This window comes from Centipeda artemidis DSM 19719, from assembly GCF_000426665.1.
GTDB classification, from domain to species: domain Bacteria; phylum Bacillota; class Negativicutes; order Selenomonadales; family Selenomonadaceae; genus Centipeda; species Centipeda artemidis.
In genome coordinates this window covers 42,090-62,534 of sequence record NZ_AUFU01000001.1, presented here as the reverse complement: position 1 = coordinate 62,534, position 20,445 = coordinate 42,090, and the positions used below count along the sequence as shown (strand labels likewise).

At 57.8% G+C, this 20,445-nt stretch carries 20 protein-coding genes and 1 tRNA gene; 20 read left to right on the top strand and 1 reads right to left on the bottom strand.

Annotated elements, in window-relative coordinates:
• The first annotated feature begins 1 nt into the window (after position 1).
• The 13 genes from rsgA to K341_RS0100245 all read left to right on the top strand — a co-directional run bounded on the left by rsgA (position 2) and on the right by K341_RS0100245 (position 13,466).
• On the top strand, positions 2-874 hold the full coding sequence (gene rsgA / locus K341_RS0100305) for a ribosome small subunit-dependent GTPase A (RefSeq protein WP_009350006.1): 873 nt from the start codon (positions 2-4) through the stop codon (positions 872-874).
• 9 nt (positions 875-883) lie between these two features.
• Positions 884-1,651, top strand: a complete 768-nt coding sequence (gene rpe, locus K341_RS0100300) for a ribulose-phosphate 3-epimerase (protein ID WP_009350007.1) — start codon at positions 884-886, stop codon at positions 1,649-1,651.
• Between the two features lie 26 nt (positions 1,652-1,677).
• A complete protein-coding gene (gene queC, locus K341_RS0100295; RefSeq protein WP_009350008.1) occupies positions 1,678-2,364 on the top strand; it encodes a 7-cyano-7-deazaguanine synthase QueC in 687 nt (228 codons plus the stop codon).
• Positions 2,364-3,155 (top strand): GTP cyclohydrolase FolE2, encoded by a 792-nt coding sequence (folE2, locus tag K341_RS0100290; protein ID WP_009350009.1) that lies wholly within the window; start codon positions 2,364-2,366, stop codon positions 3,153-3,155. The genes queC and folE2 overlap by 1 nt, the downstream gene beginning before the upstream one ends.
• 21 nt (positions 3,156-3,176) lie before the next feature.
• On the top strand, positions 3,177-4,157 hold the full coding sequence (locus K341_RS0100285; RefSeq protein ID WP_009350010.1) for a lysylphosphatidylglycerol synthase transmembrane domain-containing protein: 981 nt from the start codon (positions 3,177-3,179) through the stop codon (positions 4,155-4,157).
• Between the two features lie 178 nt (positions 4,158-4,335).
• Positions 4,336-4,788 (top strand): CtsR family transcriptional regulator, encoded by a 453-nt coding sequence (locus K341_RS0100280; RefSeq protein ID WP_009350011.1) that lies wholly within the window; start codon positions 4,336-4,338, stop codon positions 4,786-4,788.
• 88 nt (positions 4,789-4,876) lie between these two features.
• Positions 4,877-5,392 carry a UvrB/UvrC motif-containing protein gene (locus K341_RS0100275; RefSeq protein ID WP_009350012.1) on the top strand — a complete coding sequence of 172 codons (516 nt, stop codon included), beginning with the start codon at positions 4,877-4,879 and terminating at the stop codon, positions 5,390-5,392.
• A 2-nt stretch (positions 5,393-5,394) separates the two neighbouring features.
• Positions 5,395-6,465, top strand: coding sequence for an ATP--guanido phosphotransferase (locus K341_RS0100270; protein WP_009438147.1), 1,071 nt, complete (start codon positions 5,395-5,397; stop codon positions 6,463-6,465).
• 12 nt (positions 6,466-6,477) lie between these two features.
• Entirely contained in the window at positions 6,478-8,985 is a 2,508-nt protein-coding gene (locus K341_RS0100265; RefSeq protein WP_026761473.1) for an ATP-dependent Clp protease ATP-binding subunit, read from the top strand.
• Between the two features lie 179 nt (positions 8,986-9,164).
• On the top strand, positions 9,165-10,544 hold the full coding sequence (gene radA / locus K341_RS0100260) for a DNA repair protein RadA (RefSeq protein ID WP_026761472.1): 1,380 nt from the start codon (positions 9,165-9,167) through the stop codon (positions 10,542-10,544).
• 48 nt (positions 10,545-10,592) lie between these two features.
• Positions 10,593-12,350, top strand: a complete 1,758-nt coding sequence (locus K341_RS0100255; RefSeq protein ID WP_026761471.1) for a flagellar hook-length control protein FliK — start codon at positions 10,593-10,595, stop codon at positions 12,348-12,350.
• A 22-nt stretch (positions 12,351-12,372) separates the two neighbouring features.
• Entirely contained in the window at positions 12,373-12,915 is a 543-nt protein-coding gene (locus tag K341_RS0100250) for a flagellar hook assembly protein FlgD (protein ID WP_009657203.1), read from the top strand.
• A 140-nt stretch (positions 12,916-13,055) separates the two neighbouring features.
• Positions 13,056-13,466 carry a hypothetical protein gene (locus K341_RS0100245; protein ID WP_026761470.1) on the top strand — a complete coding sequence of 137 codons (411 nt, stop codon included), beginning with the start codon at positions 13,056-13,058 and terminating at the stop codon, positions 13,464-13,466.
• Positions 13,467-13,566: 100 nt separating this feature from the next.
• Here K341_RS0100245 and K341_RS0100240 read toward each other — a convergent pair whose 3' ends face one another.
• Entirely contained in the window at positions 13,567-14,463 is an 897-nt protein-coding gene (locus K341_RS0100240; RefSeq protein WP_026761469.1) for a LysR family transcriptional regulator, read from the bottom strand.
• Positions 14,464-14,640: 177 nt separating this feature from the next.
• Between K341_RS0100240 and K341_RS0100235 the strand changes: the two genes are divergently transcribed.
• The 7 genes from K341_RS0100235 (at position 14,641) to tig (ending at position 20,434) form a co-directional block, all read left to right on the top strand.
• Positions 14,641-14,731: transfer RNA gene (locus K341_RS0100235), tRNA-Ser, on the top strand.
• Positions 14,732-14,785: 54 nt separating this feature from the next.
• Entirely contained in the window at positions 14,786-16,120 is a 1,335-nt protein-coding gene (locus K341_RS0100230; RefSeq protein WP_026761468.1) for an NCS2 family permease, read from the top strand.
• On the top strand, positions 16,117-17,136 hold the full coding sequence (locus K341_RS0100225) for a ComEC/Rec2 family competence protein (protein ID WP_009350022.1): 1,020 nt from the start codon (positions 16,117-16,119) through the stop codon (positions 17,134-17,136). Before K341_RS0100230 ends, K341_RS0100225 begins: the two co-directional genes overlap by 4 nt.
• Positions 17,133-17,336, top strand: a complete 204-nt coding sequence (locus K341_RS0100220) for a DUF3006 domain-containing protein (RefSeq protein ID WP_009350023.1) — start codon at positions 17,133-17,135, stop codon at positions 17,334-17,336. Before K341_RS0100225 ends, K341_RS0100220 begins: the two co-directional genes overlap by 4 nt.
• 15 nt (positions 17,337-17,351) lie before the next feature.
• The gene (locus K341_RS0100215; protein ID WP_037349197.1) at positions 17,352-18,428 is read left to right on the top strand and encodes an N-acetylmuramoyl-L-alanine amidase family protein; all 1,077 of its coding nucleotides are present in this window, start codon (positions 17,352-17,354) and stop codon (positions 18,426-18,428) included.
• Positions 18,429-18,450: 22 nt separating this feature from the next.
• Positions 18,451-19,032, top strand: coding sequence for a GerMN domain-containing protein (locus tag K341_RS0100210; RefSeq protein ID WP_026761467.1), 582 nt, complete (start codon positions 18,451-18,453; stop codon positions 19,030-19,032).
• A gap of 112 nt (positions 19,033-19,144) precedes the next feature.
• Positions 19,145-20,434: a trigger factor gene (gene tig, locus K341_RS0100205; protein WP_009350026.1), complete on the top strand. Its 1,290-nt coding sequence runs from the start codon at positions 19,145-19,147 to the stop codon at positions 20,432-20,434.
• The last annotated feature ends 11 nt before the right edge of the window (positions 20,435-20,445 follow it).

Sequence of the window (20,445 nt, the reverse complement as noted above, 5' to 3'; positions counted from 1 at the left end):
TATGTTGGAGCAGGGGCGTGTTCTGAAGGTATACAACAGCGTGCTCTACGCAGCAGCTGAGGACGGCGTCGTCGCGTGCAAGCTGCGCGGCAAGATGAAGAAAGGGCGCAGCGACACAGGGATCGTCCCCGGGGACATCGTGACCTTCGTCCGCATGAATGAGGAGGAGGGCATCGTCGAGCGCATCGACGCGCGGCAGAATCTGCTCGCGCGTCCGCGCGTGGCGAATCTGACACAGATCGTTGTCACGATTGCCGCCGTCGCACCCGATCCGCATCCGCTCGTCGTGAGCCGTTTCCTCGTCCTTGCGGAACGCTCCGGCGTTCGGAAAATCGTCCTCTGCATCAACAAGACGGATCTCTATCGCGGAGATGTCCGCACGCTTGCGGCGGATTACACGGCGGCGGGCTACCCCGTCCTCTGCACCTCGGCACAGACGGGGGAGGGGATTGCGGCGCTGCGGGACTGCCTCGCAGGGGAGATCACCGTCTTTGCAGGCCCCTCCGGCACGGGGAAGTCCTCGCTCCTCAATGCCGTCGATTCCTCGCTTTCCCTTGCGACGGGAACGGTCAGCGAGAAGATCGGGCGCGGTCGTCATACGACACGGCGCGCGGAGCTGATCCCGTACGCGGACGGCTACGTCGTCGATACCCCGGGCTTTACGCAGCAGGATCTTTCGGATCTCACGCCCGCGGAGCTGACCGCGTGTTTCCCGGAGTTTGCGGGGCATACGTGCTGCCGGTTCGCTCCGTGCAGCCACAGCCACGAGCCGGACTGTGCCGTCAAGGCGGCGGTGGAGGCGGGCGCCGTCTCGCGCGCACGCTATGAGGCGTATGCTGCGCTCCTCAATGAAATTCGTACCAAGAGAAAATAGGAGAATCAAATGTCAAACGAACACGAACATCATCACGACCACGAATGCGGCTGCGGGCATGACCATGCCCATGAGCATGACGAGGCATGCTCATGCGGCTGTGAGGAAGAAGAGCATGTCCATGTCGAGCGCCCGATCATCATCGCGCCCTCCATCCTGTCGGCGGATTTCGCCAATCTCGGCGCGGATGTGCGCCGCGTGGAGGAAGCGGGTGCGGATTACCTCCATATCGACGTGATGGACGGGACGTTCGTGCCGAACCTCACGATCGGTTCCTGCGTCGTCGAGAGTCTGCGCAAGGTTTCAAACCTCGTATTCGACGTCCATCTCATGGTCGAGCATCCCGAGACCTACATCGACTCATTTGCGCGCGCAGGCGCGGACAACATTACGTTCCACGTCGAGGCGACCCGGCATCCGCACCGTCTCATTCAGCAGATCAAGGCGGCAGGGTGCAGGGCGGGCGTCGCGCTCAATCCCGGCACTTCCATCTACACGCTCGAAGAGCTTATCGACGATCTCGACATGGTGCTCCTCATGACGGTCAACCCCGGCTTTGGCGGGCAGAAATTCATCGAGAACATGGTCGGCAAGATCCATGCGCTCTATCATACGGTCATGGAGAACGAGCTGAACGTGGACATCGCGGTCGACGGCGGCATCAACGCAGAGACGAGCGAGTCCGTGCGCTCGGCGGGCGCAAATGTGCTCGTTGCCGGCTCCGCCGTCTACGGTGCGCCCGATCTTGCGGCGGTGATTCGCGCGCTGCGCGGATAATTTTTTGAAGTGGAAGAGGGGATACCATGCGGGAAAAGGCGGTGATTCTGCTCTCCGGCGGGCTTGACAGCTGTACCTGTATGGCGGTCGCGCAGGAGGCGGGATGCGAACTCTATCCCGTCAGCTTCGTCTACGGGCAGCGGTACGACCGCGAAGTGGACTGTGCCAAGCGCATCGCCGCGCATTTTCACGCGGCGGAGCACCTGATCATCGAGACAAATATGGACGCGATCGGCGGCTCCGCCGTGACAGACCGCTCCATCGACGTGCCCGAGGGCGATCCCGACCGCACGGATATCCCCCTCACCTATGTGCCCGCGCGCAACCTCATCTTTCTCAGCTACGGGCTGGGCTTTGCCGAGCGCGTAGGGGCGGCGCATCTCTACATCGGCGTCAACTCCGTCGACTATTCCGGCTATCCGGACTGCCGCCCGGAATTTATCCGGCAATTTCAAGCGGTGGCGGACATGGCGACCGCCGCGGCGACCGAGCGCGGAAAGCGTATCGTAGTCGAGACGCCGCTCCAATACCTCTCAAAGGGCGAGATTATCGCATTGGGAACGCGGCTCGGCGCGCCGTATGAGATGACGACGAGCTGCTACAACGGCGGTACGGAAGCGTGCGGCGTCTGCGACAGCTGCCGCCTGCGCCTGCGCGGATTTGCGGAGGCGGGGCGGCGCGATCCCATTCCCTATGCGGCGGGGGTGCGCTGATGCTCGACGTACAGAGCCGCGAGGACGCGCGCGGCATCGCCATTCAGCGCGTCGGGGTGAAGGAGGTCAAGCTCCCCTTCCTCATCAAGAAACAGGCGGGCGGCTATCAGCAGGTACTCGCGCGCATCACCTTCACCGTCGCCCTGCCGATGGAGTTCAAGGGGACGCATATGAGCCGTTTCCTCGAGATTCTCCTCCCGTGGCGGGAGCAGCCGCTTGCGGAGGAGGAGATGGAGGCGATGCTCACGGAGGCGCTCGAGCGTCTCCACGCCGAGGAGGCGGAGGTATCGCTCGCCTTTACCTATTTTCTCGAAAAGATTGCGCCCGTCAGCGGGAAAGTCTCGCTGCTCGACGTTGAGGCATCCTTTACGGGGCGGAAACGGCGCGGGATGCCGATGCGTTTTGAGCTCGGGCTCGCGATGCCGTTCACCTCACTCTGCCCGTGCAGCAAGGAGATTTCCGCGTACGGCGCGCACAATCAGCGCTCCGTGGCACGCGTGCGGCTGCGCTATGCCGAGGGCGTACCGTGCATCTACATTGAGGAGCTCGCGGCGCTGCTCGAGCGGCAGGGCTCCGCGCCCATCTATCCGCTGCTCAAGCGCGCGGATGAGAAATATGTCACGGAAGCCGCGTACGAGAATCCGAAATTTGTCGAGGACATCCTGCGCGACACCGTCCTCGCCCTGCGCGCCCTTCCGGGGCTGGCGTATTTTTCACTGGAATGCGAGAACGAGGAGTCCATTCACAGCCACAATGCATTTGCGGCGCACGAAGAGTTTTTGAGAGACTGAGACCGAAGGAGAGAGTGAGCCATGAATAAATTCACGCGCCGCTTTCTCCTTCTTTTTGTGCTCGTCGTCGGCATCTCGGGTGCGGTCATCTACACGACCGTCGACATCAATACGCTGCAAAACCTGACGCGGTTTCAGCCGTGGTCGCTCCTGCTCGCGCTCTGCGCCGTTGGGCTCGGCATGTTCTTTGACGGCAGCCGGCTCATGCACCTCGTCAAGATCTCCAATGAGCGCATCACGCTCTATCAGGCGGTGCAGGTCATCTTCGGCAACTATTTTCTTGCGCTGCTCACACCGGGAGCGACGGGCGGCGCAGTCGCGCAGGTTATGTTCCTGCGCCATGCGGGCGTACCGACGGGAAAGGCGGCGGTGCTCGCCATCGTGCGGACGCTGCTCTCGATCTTCTTTCTTGCGCTCTGTATGCCGTTCATATTCCTGCATGACGAGGGGATCATTCCGGGATTCTCGAACGACGTCCTCATGGGCGTTACGCTTGCGGCGCTTCTCGGCATCGTCGCCCTCGTGGTCGGCGCGCGGCGCGGCTATCTCGATTCTCTCGTCATTTTGATTGCGCGGCGGCTCTGCGCGAAACGGCGGCGACAGCTCTTTGCGCTCTATCGCGATACAAAGAGCGCCGTCGCGCTCCTTACGGGCGCGCCGCGCGCAATGCTCGTCGTCTTCGCGGAGTCGGGGCTCAACCTCCTCTGCATCTATGCCATCGTACCGTGCCTCCTCCTCGGGCTCGGCGTTACGGACGTCGATTGGTACACCGTCATGGGGCGCATGATATTCCTGAACATGCTGCTGTATTTCAGTCCCACACCGGGCGGATCGGGCATCGCCGAGGGCGGCTTTGTCCTCCTCTTTGCCGCCACCGTGCCCGCCGGCACTGTCGGCATCGTTGCCGTCTGCTGGCGCCTTATCGCCGAATACCTCCCGTTCCTCATCGGTTTTTACTATACGCTTGCCGTCTTTGGCAGAGAATTTCTGCGGCGGTACTAAACATTTTGTAAACGCTGCCGCCTCCGGGCGGTTTTTCTTTTGAAGGACGCTTATTGGCGATATACTAAATTATTTTCAGATAGAGAAAATATGATGTGCATATATTCTGCTTGCCAAAAGTCAAAAAATCAAATATAATAGACGAAGGATTTTAGAGGATTACAGAGAAGGTGATACAATGAGCAATATTGCCGATATGATAGAATCCTATATCCTTCGGCAGCTTGCCGCACGCCAGGACGGGCAGGTGGAGCTGAGGCGAACGGATATTGCGGATGAAATTTCATGCGCGCCGTCGCAGATCAGCTATGTGCTCTCGACGCGTTTTACGCAGGATAAAGGTTTTGTTGTGGAGTCGCGGCGCGGGCTTGGCGGGTTTATCCGCATCGTGCAGGTGCCGCTCAAAGATCTCGTCTACGAGGATATGATCTCGAAGATTGATGTGCATACGGATATGAGCACGATGCAGTCGATGGTACGCTATCTCGCGCAGCACGGCATGGTAGAGACGCGCGAGGCGGCACTCATGATGCAGACGGTGACAGGACTGTATCGGTCCAAGACACTGGATGCGCGCGAACGTGTGCAGATGCTGAGGACGATGCTCCTCACACTCGAGAAATTTACGTAGATACCCATGAACTTTTTTGACGCCGCATACGATGATTGTAAATAGAAGCGGCGGTTTACACAGGAGCTAGGGGAAAGGGATTACCGTCATGCTTTGTGAAGAATGCGGACGCAATGAGGCGATCGTGCACATCGTGCAGATCGGCCCCGGCGGACGAAGTGAAAAAAATATTTGTATGAGCTGCGCCGCACGCTACGGAGAGACGATTCTTCGCGCACAGCAGCAGAATGTGTCGGTGAATGATTTCCTGCGCGGCATCTTTGGCAGCGGTGATGAGGAGAGTGAGACGGCGGACGATGCGGTGCATACGACCTGCCCGAACTGTGGGATGCGGTTCCAGGACTTCTCACAGGCGGGCATCGGGTGCTCGGTCTGCTATGAGACGTTCCACCATGAACTCCAGCCCCTCCTGCGCCGCATCCATGGGTCGAGCGTGCACCGCGGCAAGATTCCGCATCGTTCAGGCAGCGCTATCGTTCTGCGGCAGGAGGCGGAGCAGCTTCGCATACGACTCAAGGAAGCTGTTGCACGCGAGGAGTATGAAAAGGCTGCGGAGTACCGCGACCGTATCCGTCATCTTGAACAGCAGATGGAGGAGGGATGAGGATGGCGCTGGATGATCTGCTTCGCAGCGGGCGCCTCCCATGGTTCGGTGTTGGCGGGCGGGACGGCGACGTCGTCCTCTCGAGCCGTGTGCGTCTCGCGCGCAACCTGGTGCAGCTTCCTTTTCCAAATCGTGCGGATCATGCGCAGCTCGCCAAGATTCACGGGACGGTGGATACGGCGCTCGCCTCTGTGACTGCCGATACGGGCTTTGTCTTTGCGCGTGCGGAGATCGACCGGTTGACTGCACTGCAGCGTGCGGTGCTCATCGAGAAGCGTCTCATCAGTGAAAAATTTGCCGAGGCGCAGCCCTACCGTACAGCCTATATCAGTGACGATATGATGGTGAGCATTCTCGTCAATGAGGACGATCACCTGCGGATTCAGACGATGGCGCCGGGGCTCGGGCTCACGCAGGCATTCGAGGCAGCATCAAAGGTAGACGACTGCATCGAAGCGCAGATTGATCTTGCCTTTGATGAGACGATGGGCTACCTGACGGCGTATCCAACGAATCTTGGCACGGGGCTGCGCGCCTCGGTGCTCCTGCATCTGCCGGGACTTGTCTATACGCGCAACATTGATAATATCGTGAATACATCGCTCCGGCTCGGGCTTGCCATGCAGCCGCTCGAAGGAGGCGGTGAGGCGGCGCATCTCTATAAAATATCAAACCAGCTCACGCTCGGCTACTCCGAGTCTGAGATCATCGAAAATGTCCGCAGCGCCGTCAGTGAGATTACGGGGCATGAGCGGCGCGCGCGCAAGGCACTTTCCTACTTTGGGAAGGACGGCGTAGAGGACGTTGTGTGGCGTGCCTATGGAATCCTTGCCTACGCACGTTCCTTAACGGAGCAGGAGGTGTTCGATCTTGCCTCGCGTGTGCGGTTCGGCATTGATCGCGGCATCATTACGGGGGTCAGCCCCGACTGCTACGCGGAGATTCTCGTCGCCACGCGCGACGCGTATCTCAAGAATTTGACAGAGAATGAAAATTTGGCACAAAACGAATTAAACAGCGTGCGCGCCGCGCGTGTACGCGAGATACTTGATACATACCGCATCCGGGGATAGGAGGGGGACGACTTGAATTACAGACAGTTCTTTACGCAGACGGCAATTAAGGCGGTCGAGTTTTCACAGTACATCGCGCAGCGGCGTGGGAAGGGGTACATCGGTACAGGACAGCTGCTGCTCGGCATTCTGCACATGCGCGATACGATTGCGGCGGAGGCGCTGACCGCGCACGGGGTGGACTATGACAGGGTGGAGCAGGTGCTGCGCACGGGGGACGTATTTCAGGACGTCCGCGTTGCAAATGAAGAGGTACCTTACTATACCCGCCGTGCGCAGCGCGTGATGCAGGGGGCAATCGATACGGCGCGCGAGGAACGTTCCTTTGTTACGACAGAGCACATCCTGCTCAGTCTCCTGACGGAGGCTGAAGGGACGGCGGTGCGTGTTCTCGAAGAGCTGGACGTCGATATTGAGGAGCTGCAGAGTCAGGTCTTTGAGCGTATGAACAGCGTTGAGGAAACGCCCAAGGGAAAATCCGCACGCAAAAAACCGGGAAAGGGGGAGAAGTCCGTTCTGCCGGCATCCCTCAAAAAATACGCACGTGATCTCGTAGGAATTGCCCGCAGCGGAGGCATTGATCCCGTGATTGGGCGCGATACGGAGATCGACCGGCTCATTCAGATTCTCGCGCGGCGAACGAAGAACAATCCGCTGCTTCTTGGCGAGGCGGGGGTCGGTAAGACTGCCGTTGCCGAGGGGCTCGCACAGCGTATTGCGGACGGCGAGGTGCCGTTCCTGCTTGAGAATAAGCGCATTGTCTCGCTGTCTATGACCGCGCTCGTTGCGGGGACGAAATATCGCGGCGAGTTCGAGGAGCGGCTGAAGAATGTCGTGGATGATGTCATCAAGTCCAAGAATTTGATCCTCTTCATCGATGAGATCCATACGCTCATCCGTACGGGCGGTGCGGAGGGCTCGCTTGACGCAGCGAACATTCTAAAGCCTGCGCTTGCCCGCAGCGAGATGCAGATCATCGGCGCGACGACGCAGAGCGAGTATAAAAAACATTTTGCAAAGGACAGCGCGCTCGCTCGGCGGTTCCAAGTGGTCACGGTGGGAGAACCGAGCGAGGAGGATGCGGAGCGGATCCTGTTCGGGCTCCGTGACAAATATGAGGAATTTCATCACGCGCAGATTGAGGATACCGCTGTCTGTGCAGCGGTGCGTCTTGCGAAGCGATATATCACGGACCGCTATCTGCCGGACAAGGCGATTGACCTGATGGATGAGGCGGCATCACGTGTGCGTATGCAGCACATCGGCATGAGTGATGCGCTCTCCGGTCTGCGCGCTGAGCTCGCGGGTCTGGTCAAAGAGAAAGAACGTGCCATCAGCGCACAGAACTATGAAGAAGCGGCTCGGCTGCGCGACCGTGAACAAGAGCTGCGCACACAGCTTGAAGCGGCGCGGCACGGCGATGAGCAGCGGACGCTCATCCATGTGACGGAGGACGACATTGCGAGCGTTGTGGCACAATGGACGGGCATTCCGGTGCAGCGCATTGCAGCAAAGGAGTCGGATCGTCTGCTCATCCTCGAAAAGACGATTGGACGGCGTGTCATCGGTCAGGACGAGGCGATTCATGCGGTCTCTAAGGCGGTGCGCCGTGCGCGTGCGGGGGTGAAGGATCCGCGCCGTCCGATCGGATCATTCCTCTTTCTCGGATCGACGGGAGTCGGCAAGACAGAGTTGGCGCGCGCACTCGCGGAGAGCGTGTTCGGCACGGAGGATGCGATCATTCGTTTCGACATGTCCGAATATATGGAAAAGCATACGACGGCACGTCTTGTCGGCGCGCCTCCGGGCTATGTCGGCTATGAGGAGGGCGGTCAACTTACGGATGCCGTGCGGAAAAAGCCGTTCTCGATCGTTCTCTTTGACGAGGTGGAGAAGGCGCATCCCGATGTGTTCCACATGCTGCTTCAAGTTCTTGAGGACGGACGTCTTACGGACGGACAGGGGACGGTCACCGATTTTCGCAATACCATCATCATCATGACATCGAATGCGGGGGCGAATCATCTGCGCTCGACGACCGGAACGATCGGGTTTGCCATGGGACAGACGGCAGGATCGGATGAAGAGCGTGCAAAACAGCGCGTCATGGAGGAAGTGAAGAAGCTCTTCCGTCCGGAATTTCTCAACCGCATCGACGATATGATCGTCTTTAACGCGCTTGGGGAACCGCAGCTCTCCAAGATTGTGGATATACTCCTGCGCGATGTGAAAAATCGTCTCGCAGAGCAGGAAATTCAACTTGAGGTCAGCCCCTCGGCGAAACGAGTGCTCATTGCGAAGGGGACGGATGTGAAGTTCGGTGCACGTCCGCTGCGCCGCGCCATTCAAAAAAACATCGAGGATGCGCTTGCGGAGCGGCTGCTCTCGCGTGAATTCGGTGCAGGCGATACAGTCTCCGTTCGCAAATCCGGAGATGGGCTGGACTTTGTGAAGAAGCTGCATGTGAAGAAGGAAAGCCGTGCCAAAAAATCCGGCAAGGCTGTGCTCAATGAAGTCTGAGATACACGGAAATGTGCTTGCGCCCCGCACACGCAGCGGTGATGCGGCGAATTTCCTGCTTAACTTAGGATGGTCGCTCTGCTGGCTTACACGGTCAGCGTGTCGTTTCATCAGAAAGAGAATATAACGTCGTATAGGGAAGCTCCCACGGGGCTTCCCTATCTGTATTGGGAGAGCTTATGGCAAAGAAGAAGAAAACGGCATATGTCTGCCAATCCTGCGGATACGATACGAGCAAGTGGATGGGCAAATGTCCGGGCTGCGGCGCATGGAACTCTATGGTAGAGGAGATCGTTGTGCCGGAGTCGGAGGCGCGGCGCAGCGGACTCGGCGGTACGGATGCCGCACCGCCGCAGCCCATCGGGGAGATTACAGCGGAGGATCTGCCGCGCTTTTCAACCGGATCGGGTGAACTTGACCGCGTGCTCGGCGGCGGAGTGATTCCAGGATCGATGGTGCTCGTGGTTGGCGATCCGGGCGTCGGCAAGTCGAGTCTCACACTGCGCGTGTCGGCGGACATTGCACGTGCGGGGCGGCGTGTTCTCTATGTGACGGGAGAGGAAAGCGCGCGTCAGATTCGGATGCGCGCGGATCGTCTGCGGGCGATCGCAGACGACCTGCTCGTTGTGAGCGAGACGAATCTCGATGCAATCTGCGCCCATGTCGTACGGGAAAAGCCTGCGCTTTTCATCATCGACTCGATTCAGACAATGTACCGCCCCGACATCGAGAGTGCGCCCGGCAGCGTCTCGCAGGTGCGAGAGTGCGCGATGGAGCTGATGCGCATCGCAAAGACGGAGGGAATCGCCGTCTTTGTCATCGGACATGTGACGAAAGAGGGCAGTCTCGCAGGACCCCGCGTCCTCGAGCACATCGTGGATACGGTGCTCTATTTTGAAGGAGAGAGAAACGCCGAATACCGCGTCCTGCGTGCCGTTAAGAACCGGTTCGGCAGCACGAATGAACTCGGTCTCTTTGAAATGCGTGATGTGGGACTCGTCGACGTGCCGGACGCTTCAAAGCTCTTTCTCTCCGAACGTGCCCAAGAAAGTGGATCCGTCATCGTGCCGTCGGTGGAGGGGACGCGGCCCCTGCTCGTCGAGGTACAGGCTCTTGTTGCGCCGACGCCGTATCAGCCGCCGCGCAGGACGGCTGACTCTGTGGATGTGAAGCGTATCCAGCTTCTCCTTGCCGTCCTCGAAAAGCGTGTAAAGCTCCCTATCGGCGGAGCGGACGTCTACGTCAAGGTTGCGGGCGGTATACGCCTCGACGAGCCCGCCGCGGATCTTGCGCTGTGTGTTGCGATGGCGTCGAGCTTTGCCAATCGTCTGCCGCGCCCGCATATGGTCGTCTGTGGAGAGGTTGGTTTGTCGGGCGAAGTGCGCGCCGTTTCGCAGGCGGAACTTCGTGTCGCGGAGGCACGGCGGCTCGGACTGCGCGCGGCGGTTCTGCCGATGAAGAACTATCGGCAGCTTGCCGGAAAGTTCAAAGATATGGACCTCTTTGGTGCAGAGACCATCGGCGATGCACTCAAATGCGCTATGCCAAAAAACATTTAAGAAAAGATCCTCCTGTGCCGATAAACAGTTAGAAGAGGTGATGTGTAGATGAATGCAAGCGGACTGATGGCTGTGTCCACAGCAGAAGGCGGTTCCGCAGGAGCAGGCGCACAGGGCGTGCGTCCGGTATCCGCGGCGAGCCGCACGCAGACAACCTCAGGGAAGAATTTGTTCAGCGATACGTTTGACGCACTGCAAAAGAAAGAACAGCAGAGCAAAACAAGCGCGCGCGGCACAGCCGCGGAAAAGACGCAGAATACCGAAGCGTCCGCCGCTGCGGATCAGCCGTCGGCGCAGGACACACAGGATGTGACGAAACAGGCGTCGACAAAGGCGAAACCGGGGCAAAAAGCTGCGCCAGTACAAAAGGATGCGCAGAGTACGGCGCGCGATGCTGCAAGTGAGCCGGAATCGGCAATCGCAGCGCTCGCTGCCGTCGCCCCCACTGACGCGGCGGAAGTCAGCGAAGAGGTAAACGCAGGACTTGACAAGGCGCTCACGGACATTTTGGAGCGCTTTGAGATTATCGGCGCACAGAAAACCGAAGAAGTGCTGCCCAAAGAGGTACAGAGCCTGCTCCAACGGATTCCGGAAGAGGGGCTGAAGAACTTCAACCTACTTCGTACCCTCTCGGGAGAGCCGCTCGCGCAGATGAACGGCGAGGGAAATGCGCCGCAGACGGAACCCATAACGCAGATAGGGCTCTCGGCACAGCTCCGCAGTGCGGTGCTCGAAGATATTCTGCGCACGTCGGAGAACCTGCCCGCAGTGGCGGAGGAAAATCAAGAACTCCTTGCACAGGTCACCATGGACGGCTTGATCGAGAATACGGAGCGGCAGCTTGATAGCGCCGCCCTGCAAAGCCCTGCAGGGACGCTCCTGCAAAGTACCGCCCGGGAGAACATGCTGAACCGCGCCGTACAAAATGTTGTGCAGGGCGTTCTGCAGGTTGAAGAAACCGCAGCGCCCATCGTGCAGACAGCGGTGCAGCAGCCTGTACAGAATACGCTGCGTGCTGCACAGCTCGTGGGTGATGTGCTTACCGTGGAGGAGGGCGGCGAGACGCCTTCGCCGCTCGATATACTTGCGCAGCGGACGATGCGCCGCGAGACTATGGGACAGGGCGCGCAGCAGCAAGAGGCTCGTCAGGGCGATCAGAGTGCGGAGCAGCAGATTCCGGTTGTGCGCACGGAGATCACTGCCGAGCCAGCAACACCGCGTGCGGCAGAACCCCTGCCGCAGCAGAGCCCTCAGCCCATCGGCGTCCACACGGGGACACCCGCACCGCAGGTCGAGGTTCCCACGGCGCCCGCACAGGAAGCTGTGCCGCAGCGACCGCAGCCGGACTATGAGATTCCGCGTCAGATCGTGGAGCAGGCGCGTCTCCTGCGTACGCTTAACGATACACAGATGGTCATTCGCCTGAAACCGGCGCATCTCGGTGAACTCACGCTCCGCGTTGCCGTCAGCTCGGACGGCGCCGTGCAGGCTTCCTTCCACAGCGACAACGCACAGGTGCGCAATGTGATCGAGAACAGTCTCGTTCAGCTCCGCCAGGAGCTGAATAATCAAGGGCTGAAAGTCGATCGCGTCGGCGTTTACACCGGTCTTGCGGACGGACAGATGCCGCAGGGACAGGGACAGGAAGCCTGGCAGCAGAGTGAAGGAAGCCGCAGTAATACGCGTGTTTATGCGCGCGGCGATGCGGAAGATTATGAGGACGGCATAGAGGGCATACTGCCGACGCACAGCGCGGCGGAGCCGGGCGGCGTGATGACGGCGGACGGCGTGGATTACCGCGTATGATGCGGTCTGAGGAGGAATTATCGTGGCAAATCCATTGAATACAATCACGGCGAACGGCGTCACACAGGCGCTGTCCGACTATGAGGCGGCGAAGAATCAGGAAAAGGCTGCCAATAAGAAGAATGACGCGCTCGGCAAAGATGCCTTTTTGCAGCTCCTCGTTACACAGATGAAATACCAGGATCCGCTTGACCCGCAGGACAACAGCCAGTATCTCTCTCAGCTGGCGCAGTTCTCCGCGCTTGAACAGATGACGAACGTTGCGAAAGGGCTTTCGGATGTGCAGAAGGTTGTTGACAATATCAACTCCTCGGTGCTCATCGGTCAGCTCAGCGGAATGATCGGTCAAAAGGCGCAGTGGGTCACACAGGTCAAGGGCGAAGATGGAAAGATGACGAAGCAGAGCTTCGAAGGCAAGATCATCGGTGTCAGCATCACGGACGGTGAGCCGAGCGTGATCGCCGACGTCAACGGTAAGACGCATCAGGTCAAGATCTCGGAACTCGTCCGCATCGGCGATCTTTCTGCACAAAAACCGTCGCCGACCCCGCAGCCGACGCCCTGAGCCATCATACAGCAAGAATTTATGTCGTTGAAATAGTATTTCAGCGACATTTTCTCTTGCGAAACTGATATTTTTCTATTATAATATAGTAGAATCGTCCCAATGGAAAATGGGGCAGGGAAATGAACGGAGGGATCCATATGGTATCGGCATTAAATGGAGGCGGATTCGGTTCCAGCCTCTTCCAGCAGGTAAACCAGAGATTGTATTCGCTTGGCAGTCAGGCGACGCGGGCAAAGATGGAGGAAGTCAAGGAGGTCACGGGCAGCTCGAACTTCGGAGCCGGCACAACCCTCGGCACGGGTAAATTCCATCAGACCCAGTCGAGTGTCGTACAGAACGGCACGCAGAGCGCATCGCGCGCCGCGCAGCAGTCGGCGGAGAATATGAATCCGGAGAGCCTTGGCTCGAGCAGGTTTCAGCAGTCGAACCGCGAGGCGCAGTCTGTCGGAGGTCAGGTGACGCATGAACTGATGCAGCAGGTGAAGGATGCCTATGCGACGAGTCATCCCGTAGAAAATCTCGGAAGAAATGTAGATATCGCAGCGTAATAAAACAACTGCCATACGAGAGCGTACTGAACGCTGCATATGGCAGTTGTTTATTTCTGCAATAAAATATTAAAGACGATTAACCTTAACCCTCTGCAGGTTAACCTTCATGCGGCGTTTTCGCATTAAAACGCTGCATGATAAACTGTTGGAAGCAGAGTGCCGCAGGGGAAAGGCGCAGGTTTGTGTTCCATGCAATGCCGACTGCGCGCTTGCAGACGGGGAAGGAGACGGGAATGTAGCAGAGTCCCGGATAGCCGACCCCTGCGAACTTGGGTAGGAGACTCACGCCTAGTCCTGCCGAGACGAGACCGGAGATCGTCGAAACGTCGTCGCCTTCGAACGTGATCGTCGGATGTATGCCCGCGAGCTCGAAGAATTGATCCACGAGAATACGCAGGCTGTAGCTTTTCTTCGGTGCGATCAACGGCTCGTCCTCGAGCTCACGCAGGTCTACATGCGTGCGGTCTGCAAGCGGATGTCCCTGCGGCACGGTGGCAAAGAGCTCTTCCGACCAGAGATAGACCCATGCGCTGTGCTCTGTCGTTGGGATGGTCGAGCAGAGACAGAGATCCGTTTCGCCGGTCGCGACCTGTTGCGCGAGCGTTGCCGAGTCCTGCTGATGGAGACGAATGTGGATCTCCGGATGAATCTCACGAAAATCGCGCAGGATGCGCGGGAGCAGATAGCTGCCGAGCGAGTGGATGAAGGAGAGCTTGAACATCGGCGGTTCTCCCGTTCGATGTAGACGCGCCTCCTCCTTTGCCGTGTCGACTTCGCGCAGGATGCGGTCGGCATGACGCAGCAGGCGTTCCCCCTCGGGGGTCAGCTCGATCTCTCCGTCGCTGCGCTTGAAGAGATGAACGCCGAGTTCCTGTTCGAGTTTTGACATGGAGCGGCTGAGCGCGGGCTGCGAAACGTCCACCATGCGCGCGGCGCGCGTGAAATGGCGGATGTTTGCCATGACCTGAAAATATTTTAACTGAGCAATCTCCATATGATTCCTCCGGGTTCTATGCGTCTGATCCAAATACGATGCAATTTACCATACAGTATGATATAAAATGATTAAATTTTCATGTGCGTACGGAAATGTGCGATTTTTTCGCCTTGACAAGCATGCGGTGTTCTGATAATATATTCCATGTCGCAAATGCGGCGGAAAAGTACATATGGAGTGGTACTCAAGAGGCTGAAGAGGACGGTTTGCTAAATCGTTAGAGTGGGTAACCGCTGCGAGAGTTCGAATCTCTCCCACTCCGCCATTTCTATCCATTAGCCTTTATCAGGCTTTTTTTGTTTGTTAAGGAGATGTTGCTATGGGAATGCAGGGCGCGCCGCCGTCATTTATTGAACGATATTTCAAAGTGCGCGAAAAAGGATCATCCCTCCGGACAGAGCTGCTCGCGGGCATGACGACTTTTATTGCAATGGCGTATATCCTGTTCGTCAATCCGAATATTCTCGCCGATGCGGGGATTCCAAAGGAAGCGGCAATTGCCTCGACCATTTGGATTGCGGCGCTTGCCTCCATGTCCATGGGGATTTTTGCGAATTATCCGGTCGCGCTCGCGCCCGGTATGGGGCTCAATGCGTTCTTCGCATATTATGTCTGCGGGGTTCTCGGTCTGCATTGGACGGTTGCGCTCGGTGCGGTATTCTTCTCGGGGGCTCTCTTCCTGATTCTGACCGTCGGCGGAATTCGTCAGGCAATCATCAACGCTGTGCCGCGTGATCTGAAGCTGGCAATCAGCGTTGGCATCGGTCTCTTTATCGCATTTATCGGCCTTAAGGGGACAGGACTCATTGTGGAGAACTCCGCGACCTATGTCGCGCTCGGACATGTGACGTTGCCGACGACGCTGCTCTCTCTCTTTGGTCTGCTCTTTACAGCGGCGCTGATGGCGCGCAATATTCACGGCGCAATTCTCATCGGCATCTTTGCAACGACAATCCTTGGGATGGCGCTCGGTATGACACCTGCGCCACACGGCATCGGGGATATTATCAGCACTTCGTTTCCGCATATGGGAGAAACGTTTGGACAGTTGGACCTTGCGGGTGCATGGCATTACGGTCTCGTATCGATCATCTTTACGTTCACGGTCGTTGAGCTCTTCGACAATATGGGAACGCTGATCGGCGTGACGACGAAGGCGAAGATGGTAAAGCCCGACGGGCACATTGAAAACATTGACAAGGCGCTGACGACAGATGCCGTCGGCACGATGGTTTCGGCCGTGTTCGGAACGTCCACGGTCACCTCCTATGTCGAGAGCGCAGCGGGCATTGCTGCCGGCGGACGGACGGGACTCACTGCCGTCGCCGCTGGCGTGCTCTTCCTCGCGGCGCTCCTCTTTGCTCCGCTCATCGGCCTCGTGCCCGCCTTTGCGACGGCGCCCGCGCTGATTCTCGTCGGTGCGCTGCTCATGTCTGAGGTGGGCAAGATCGACTTCTCGGATTTTACAAATGCGCTTCCGGCATTCCTGACGATCATCATGATGCCGCTCACGTCGAGCATTGCGAACGGCTTCGCATTCGGCTTCATCAGCTATACCGTCATGAAACTTTTTGCCGGGCAGTACAAGAAGGTCAGCTGGATCATGTATCTGGTCTCGATCGCATTCCTGATCAATTTGGCGCTGCGCTCATGAAAAAACCTTTCGGGAAACATCTCTGGCTTGGACTTGCGGCAGTCATCATATTTGTGCTCGCACAGTTCCTTGTGCAGCGATTCAGCGCGGCACCTTCTGCGCACAGTACGGGAGAGGTACGCCCTGCAGAGGGAACGCTTGTCGTTCGGATGCTTGAGATCGGGCAGGGCGACGCGATCCTCGTGCAGACGGGGACGGAGAATATCCTCATCGACACGGCGGACGTGGATGAACGCGATCAACTTCGTACACAACTGGCAAAGGCAGGCATTGAAAAGGGCGGAAGAATTGATAAAATCATCCTCACACATCCCCATGCCGATCACATCGGCGGTATGGACGTCCTGCTGAGAGAATATGCCGTGGGGGAGGTCTATGACAACGGGCAGCCCTCGAATTCGCCCATTTACCGCGGCTATATGAAGCTGCTTGCGGAAAAGCGTGTCCCAAGCCGGGCGCTCACAGCAGGCGATACGATCGACCTCGGAAGCGGCGCTCGCTTTGAAGTCGTCGCGCCGACGGCGGCGATGATCGACGAGGTGCACGCGAAGAAGAAAAAGAAATCCGACCCGAACAATGAATGCGTGGTTGGGCGTCTCGTTTTCGGCGATTTTTCCATGATGTTTACGGGAGACGCCGAGGATGTCGAGGAAGAGTCTATTTTAGCGCATACGTCGGCGGATCGTCTCCGCAGTACGGTGCTGAAAGTCGGGCATCACGGCAGCAAGACATCCTCTACGTCTGCCTTTTTAGAGGCGGTACATCCGAGCGTGGGTCTCATCTCCTGCGGGTTCCCGAATAAGTATTGGCATCCGCACAAGAGTACGCGTACCGCGCTGAGTAAGCGCGGCATCGACGTCTACAGCACGCCTGTCAACGGTATGATTACCGTTGTGAGTGATGGAAAAACCTGTCGCGTAGAGACGGAGAAAGGCGATAAGAACGATTTCGGCATCTATGAGAAGCGCGAAAAAGACGAACCAAAGGAATCCAAGGGAACAGGGAGGAAGCAATGATTTCCGGCTATATTGACCGATTTGAAGAAGAATATGCAGTCATCCTGCTCGGCGACGACTTTGTATCGGTGGATTTCCCACGGAACTTTCTGCCGGAGGATATCGACGAGGGAGACTATATTAAGATACATATCGAGCGTGACGCCGCAGCGACGGAGGCTGCAGAAGCGGAAGCACGCGCATTGCTCAGCAGCCGATAGGAGGTGTTACCGGTATTGTTTTACGGTATTTGGAAACAAGTTTTGCGGATGAGTCCGCTGCTCATAACAGCGGTGGTACTTGCCTGTATTTGCGCATTATGGACGGGAACCGGTGAGGCAAAGGGGAAAACAGTGCGTCTCACACATGTCGCGAGCGCGGTCACGGAGATCGAAGGGCGCACGGCAATGCGTATTGAGATTGAGACGAATCGCCCGGAGGGGCTTTCCTATACGCTTTCCGAGCGTTATCATGCGGAGAACCAACTTCTTGTCGAACTGGAGAACGTCGAGGTTCATGAGCAGTTCCCACAGCAGCTTGCACTCGATGGGACGATTGGGAAAAAACTCGTCCTCGTACAGCGTGAGAAAAATCGAGCAGCGCTGCGTATCTATGCGGCGCAGTCGCTCGCTCGCGAAGATGCTTTCCGCATCTATACGGTACCGGGAGACGCGAAGGGCAAAACGCATGAGAAGCTCGTCATTGAACTCTTTGCCGACGGCGGCAAGGTGTTCGGCGGAGCGGTGCGCGGACACACGATCGTTATCGATCCGGGACATGGCGGCAGCGACTCGGGCGCGATCGGATACTCGGGTGTGAAGGAAAAGGATGTCGCGCTTGCCGTCGCCCTTCAAGCAGAGCAGCTTCTGCGTGCGGCGGGGGCGGACGTCGTGATGACGCGCACGCGCGATACGGACGTCTCGCCAAGCGATCACTCCCCGTCGGGGGAACTGCAGGCGCGCGTGGACGTCGCGGCGGCGTATCCAAAGGCGGAGTTGTTCCTCTCCATTCACTGCAACTCCTTTACGAACCCGAACGCGCACGGCATGGAGACTTATTATTATCCGAAGACGGATAAGGACGAGCACTTTGCGATTCTGCTCAACGAAGAGCTTGAAAAGGCGGGCGGGCGATTCAACCGCGGCGTAAAATACGCGAAATTCTACCTGCTCCGACACACGGAGATTCCGGCATCTCTTGTTGAGATGGGCTTTCTCTCAAACCCCGAAGAGGAGGAGCTGCTCGCAAGTGCCGATTATCAAAAGAAGATGGCGGAAGCGATCTTCCGTGCGATTGTACGATATTTTGAATGAAATGAAAGGAAGAGATGCGGAGATGTTGATGCAATCGAACTACAAAAAGAGCGTCTGCGCGCTCACGTGTGCCGCGTTCCTAACACTTGCGGCAGGGTGTTCGGATGAGCAGCGCCAACCGACTGCGGCGAGTTCTGTCGAATCGCAGAGCGACAAAGATGTCCCGGAATGCTGCCGTCCTAAAGAGCCGAAGGCGCTCAAGGTAAATGTCTACTATCCGAAGGACGACGGCATGGGGCTCGTTGCGGTGACACGCACGGTCAACACGGAGAAGGACGATAAATACACGGCGGCGATGAAGTCGCTCCTCACCGGGACGAAAGAGAAGGGACAGATAACGGTCATTCCGAAGAAAGCGAAGCTCCACAGCGTCAAAGTGCAGGACGGCACGGCAACCGTGGATTTTTCGAAGGAGCTGCAGCAAAACTTCAGCGGCGGATCGACGGGCGAGGAGATGCTTGTCGGATCAATCGTTGATACACTGACGGAGTTCCCGGAGGTCAAGAACGTGCAGATTCTGATCGACGGAGCAAAGGTAGAGACTCTTTCGGGGCATATGGATCTGTCTGAACCCATCGCACGGATGTCCGAATTGGTGAAATAAGCCGGCTTGTCATTTTGACCGTTTTATGATAGGATACAAATGACAATGGCGGACGGCGCGTTCTTTGTGTGTCCGCATATTTTAGGAAAGAAACAGGAGGTCGTTTCATACAATGAAGGTTACGGCAGAGCATGGTGAAAACCGCGAGGTCACTCTGACGATTGAAGTTGAGCAGGATAAGCTTGAAAAAGCGTCGGAGGGCGCCGCAAAGCGCATTTCCGCGCGCGTAAATATTCCGGGCTTCCGCAAGGGCAAAGCGCCCCGCAGGATTGTTGAAAATTTTGTCGGCAAAGATGCGATTTTGCAGGAGGCGTTCGAAGGACTCGCGCAGAAGGCGTTTGAAGATGCTCTGACGGAGCAGAATATGGAGCCTGTGACACGTCCCGAGATCGACATTGTGACGCTTGAGGACGGCAAAGACGTCGTTTTTACGGCAAAGTTTACGCAGCGCCCCGACGTCCGGCTTGGTGCGTACAAGGGACTCGCCGTCCCGAAGGAAGAAGTCACGGTTGCGGACGAGGATATCGACCGCCAGATCGAGGGGATGCGTCAACATCAGGGGACGCTCGTCGATGCTCCGGCGGACGCCGCCGTTAAGAACGACGACTTTGTGACGCTCGATTTTGAGGGCTTTGTTGACGGAGCGGCATTCGAGGGCGGCAAGGGCGAGGACTACCCGCTGCAGATCGGCTCGGGCAGCTTCATCCCCGGCTTTGAGGATCAGCTCATCGGCGCAAAGGTCGGCGAGGAGCGCGACGTGAACGTCACGTTCCCCGAGGAGTACCATGCGGAAAACCTCAAGGGCAAAGATGCCGTCTTTAAGTGTAAAATTCGCAGCATCAAGTCGCGCGAACTGCCGGAACTCGACGATGCATTCGCAAAGAAGGCAAGCAAGTTCGAGACACTTGCAGAGCTGCGCGAGGATGTCCGCAAAAACCTCCTTGCCGCCGCAGAGCGCAAGGCTGAGACGGAGCGCCGTTCAAAGGCGATTGATATGGCGACGGATCACTGCACGATGGAGATTCCGCCCGTCATGGTGGAGAACCGCATCACTGCGATGATTCAAGAAATGGCGATGCGCCTTGAGCAGCAGGGCATGAGCCTCGAGCAGTACCTCCAGTACGCGGGGCTTGACATCGGCAAGATCCGCGAAGATTACCGGGAGACCGCAGAGAAGAACGTCCGCACGGATCTCATGCTCGAAGAAGTCGCAAAGGCAGAAGGCATCAAGGTTGAGGGCGGCGACCTCGACAGGGAAGTCTATGCGATGGCGGTTTCCTACGGTGCAACACCGAAACAGGTTCAGAAGATCATCAAGGAGCAGGGACGCGTCAGCGATCTTGCGGCGACTGTGCTGCGCAAGAAGACGGCACAGTTCATCGTCGACAATATCACGGCGTAAGGCGTCCCCCT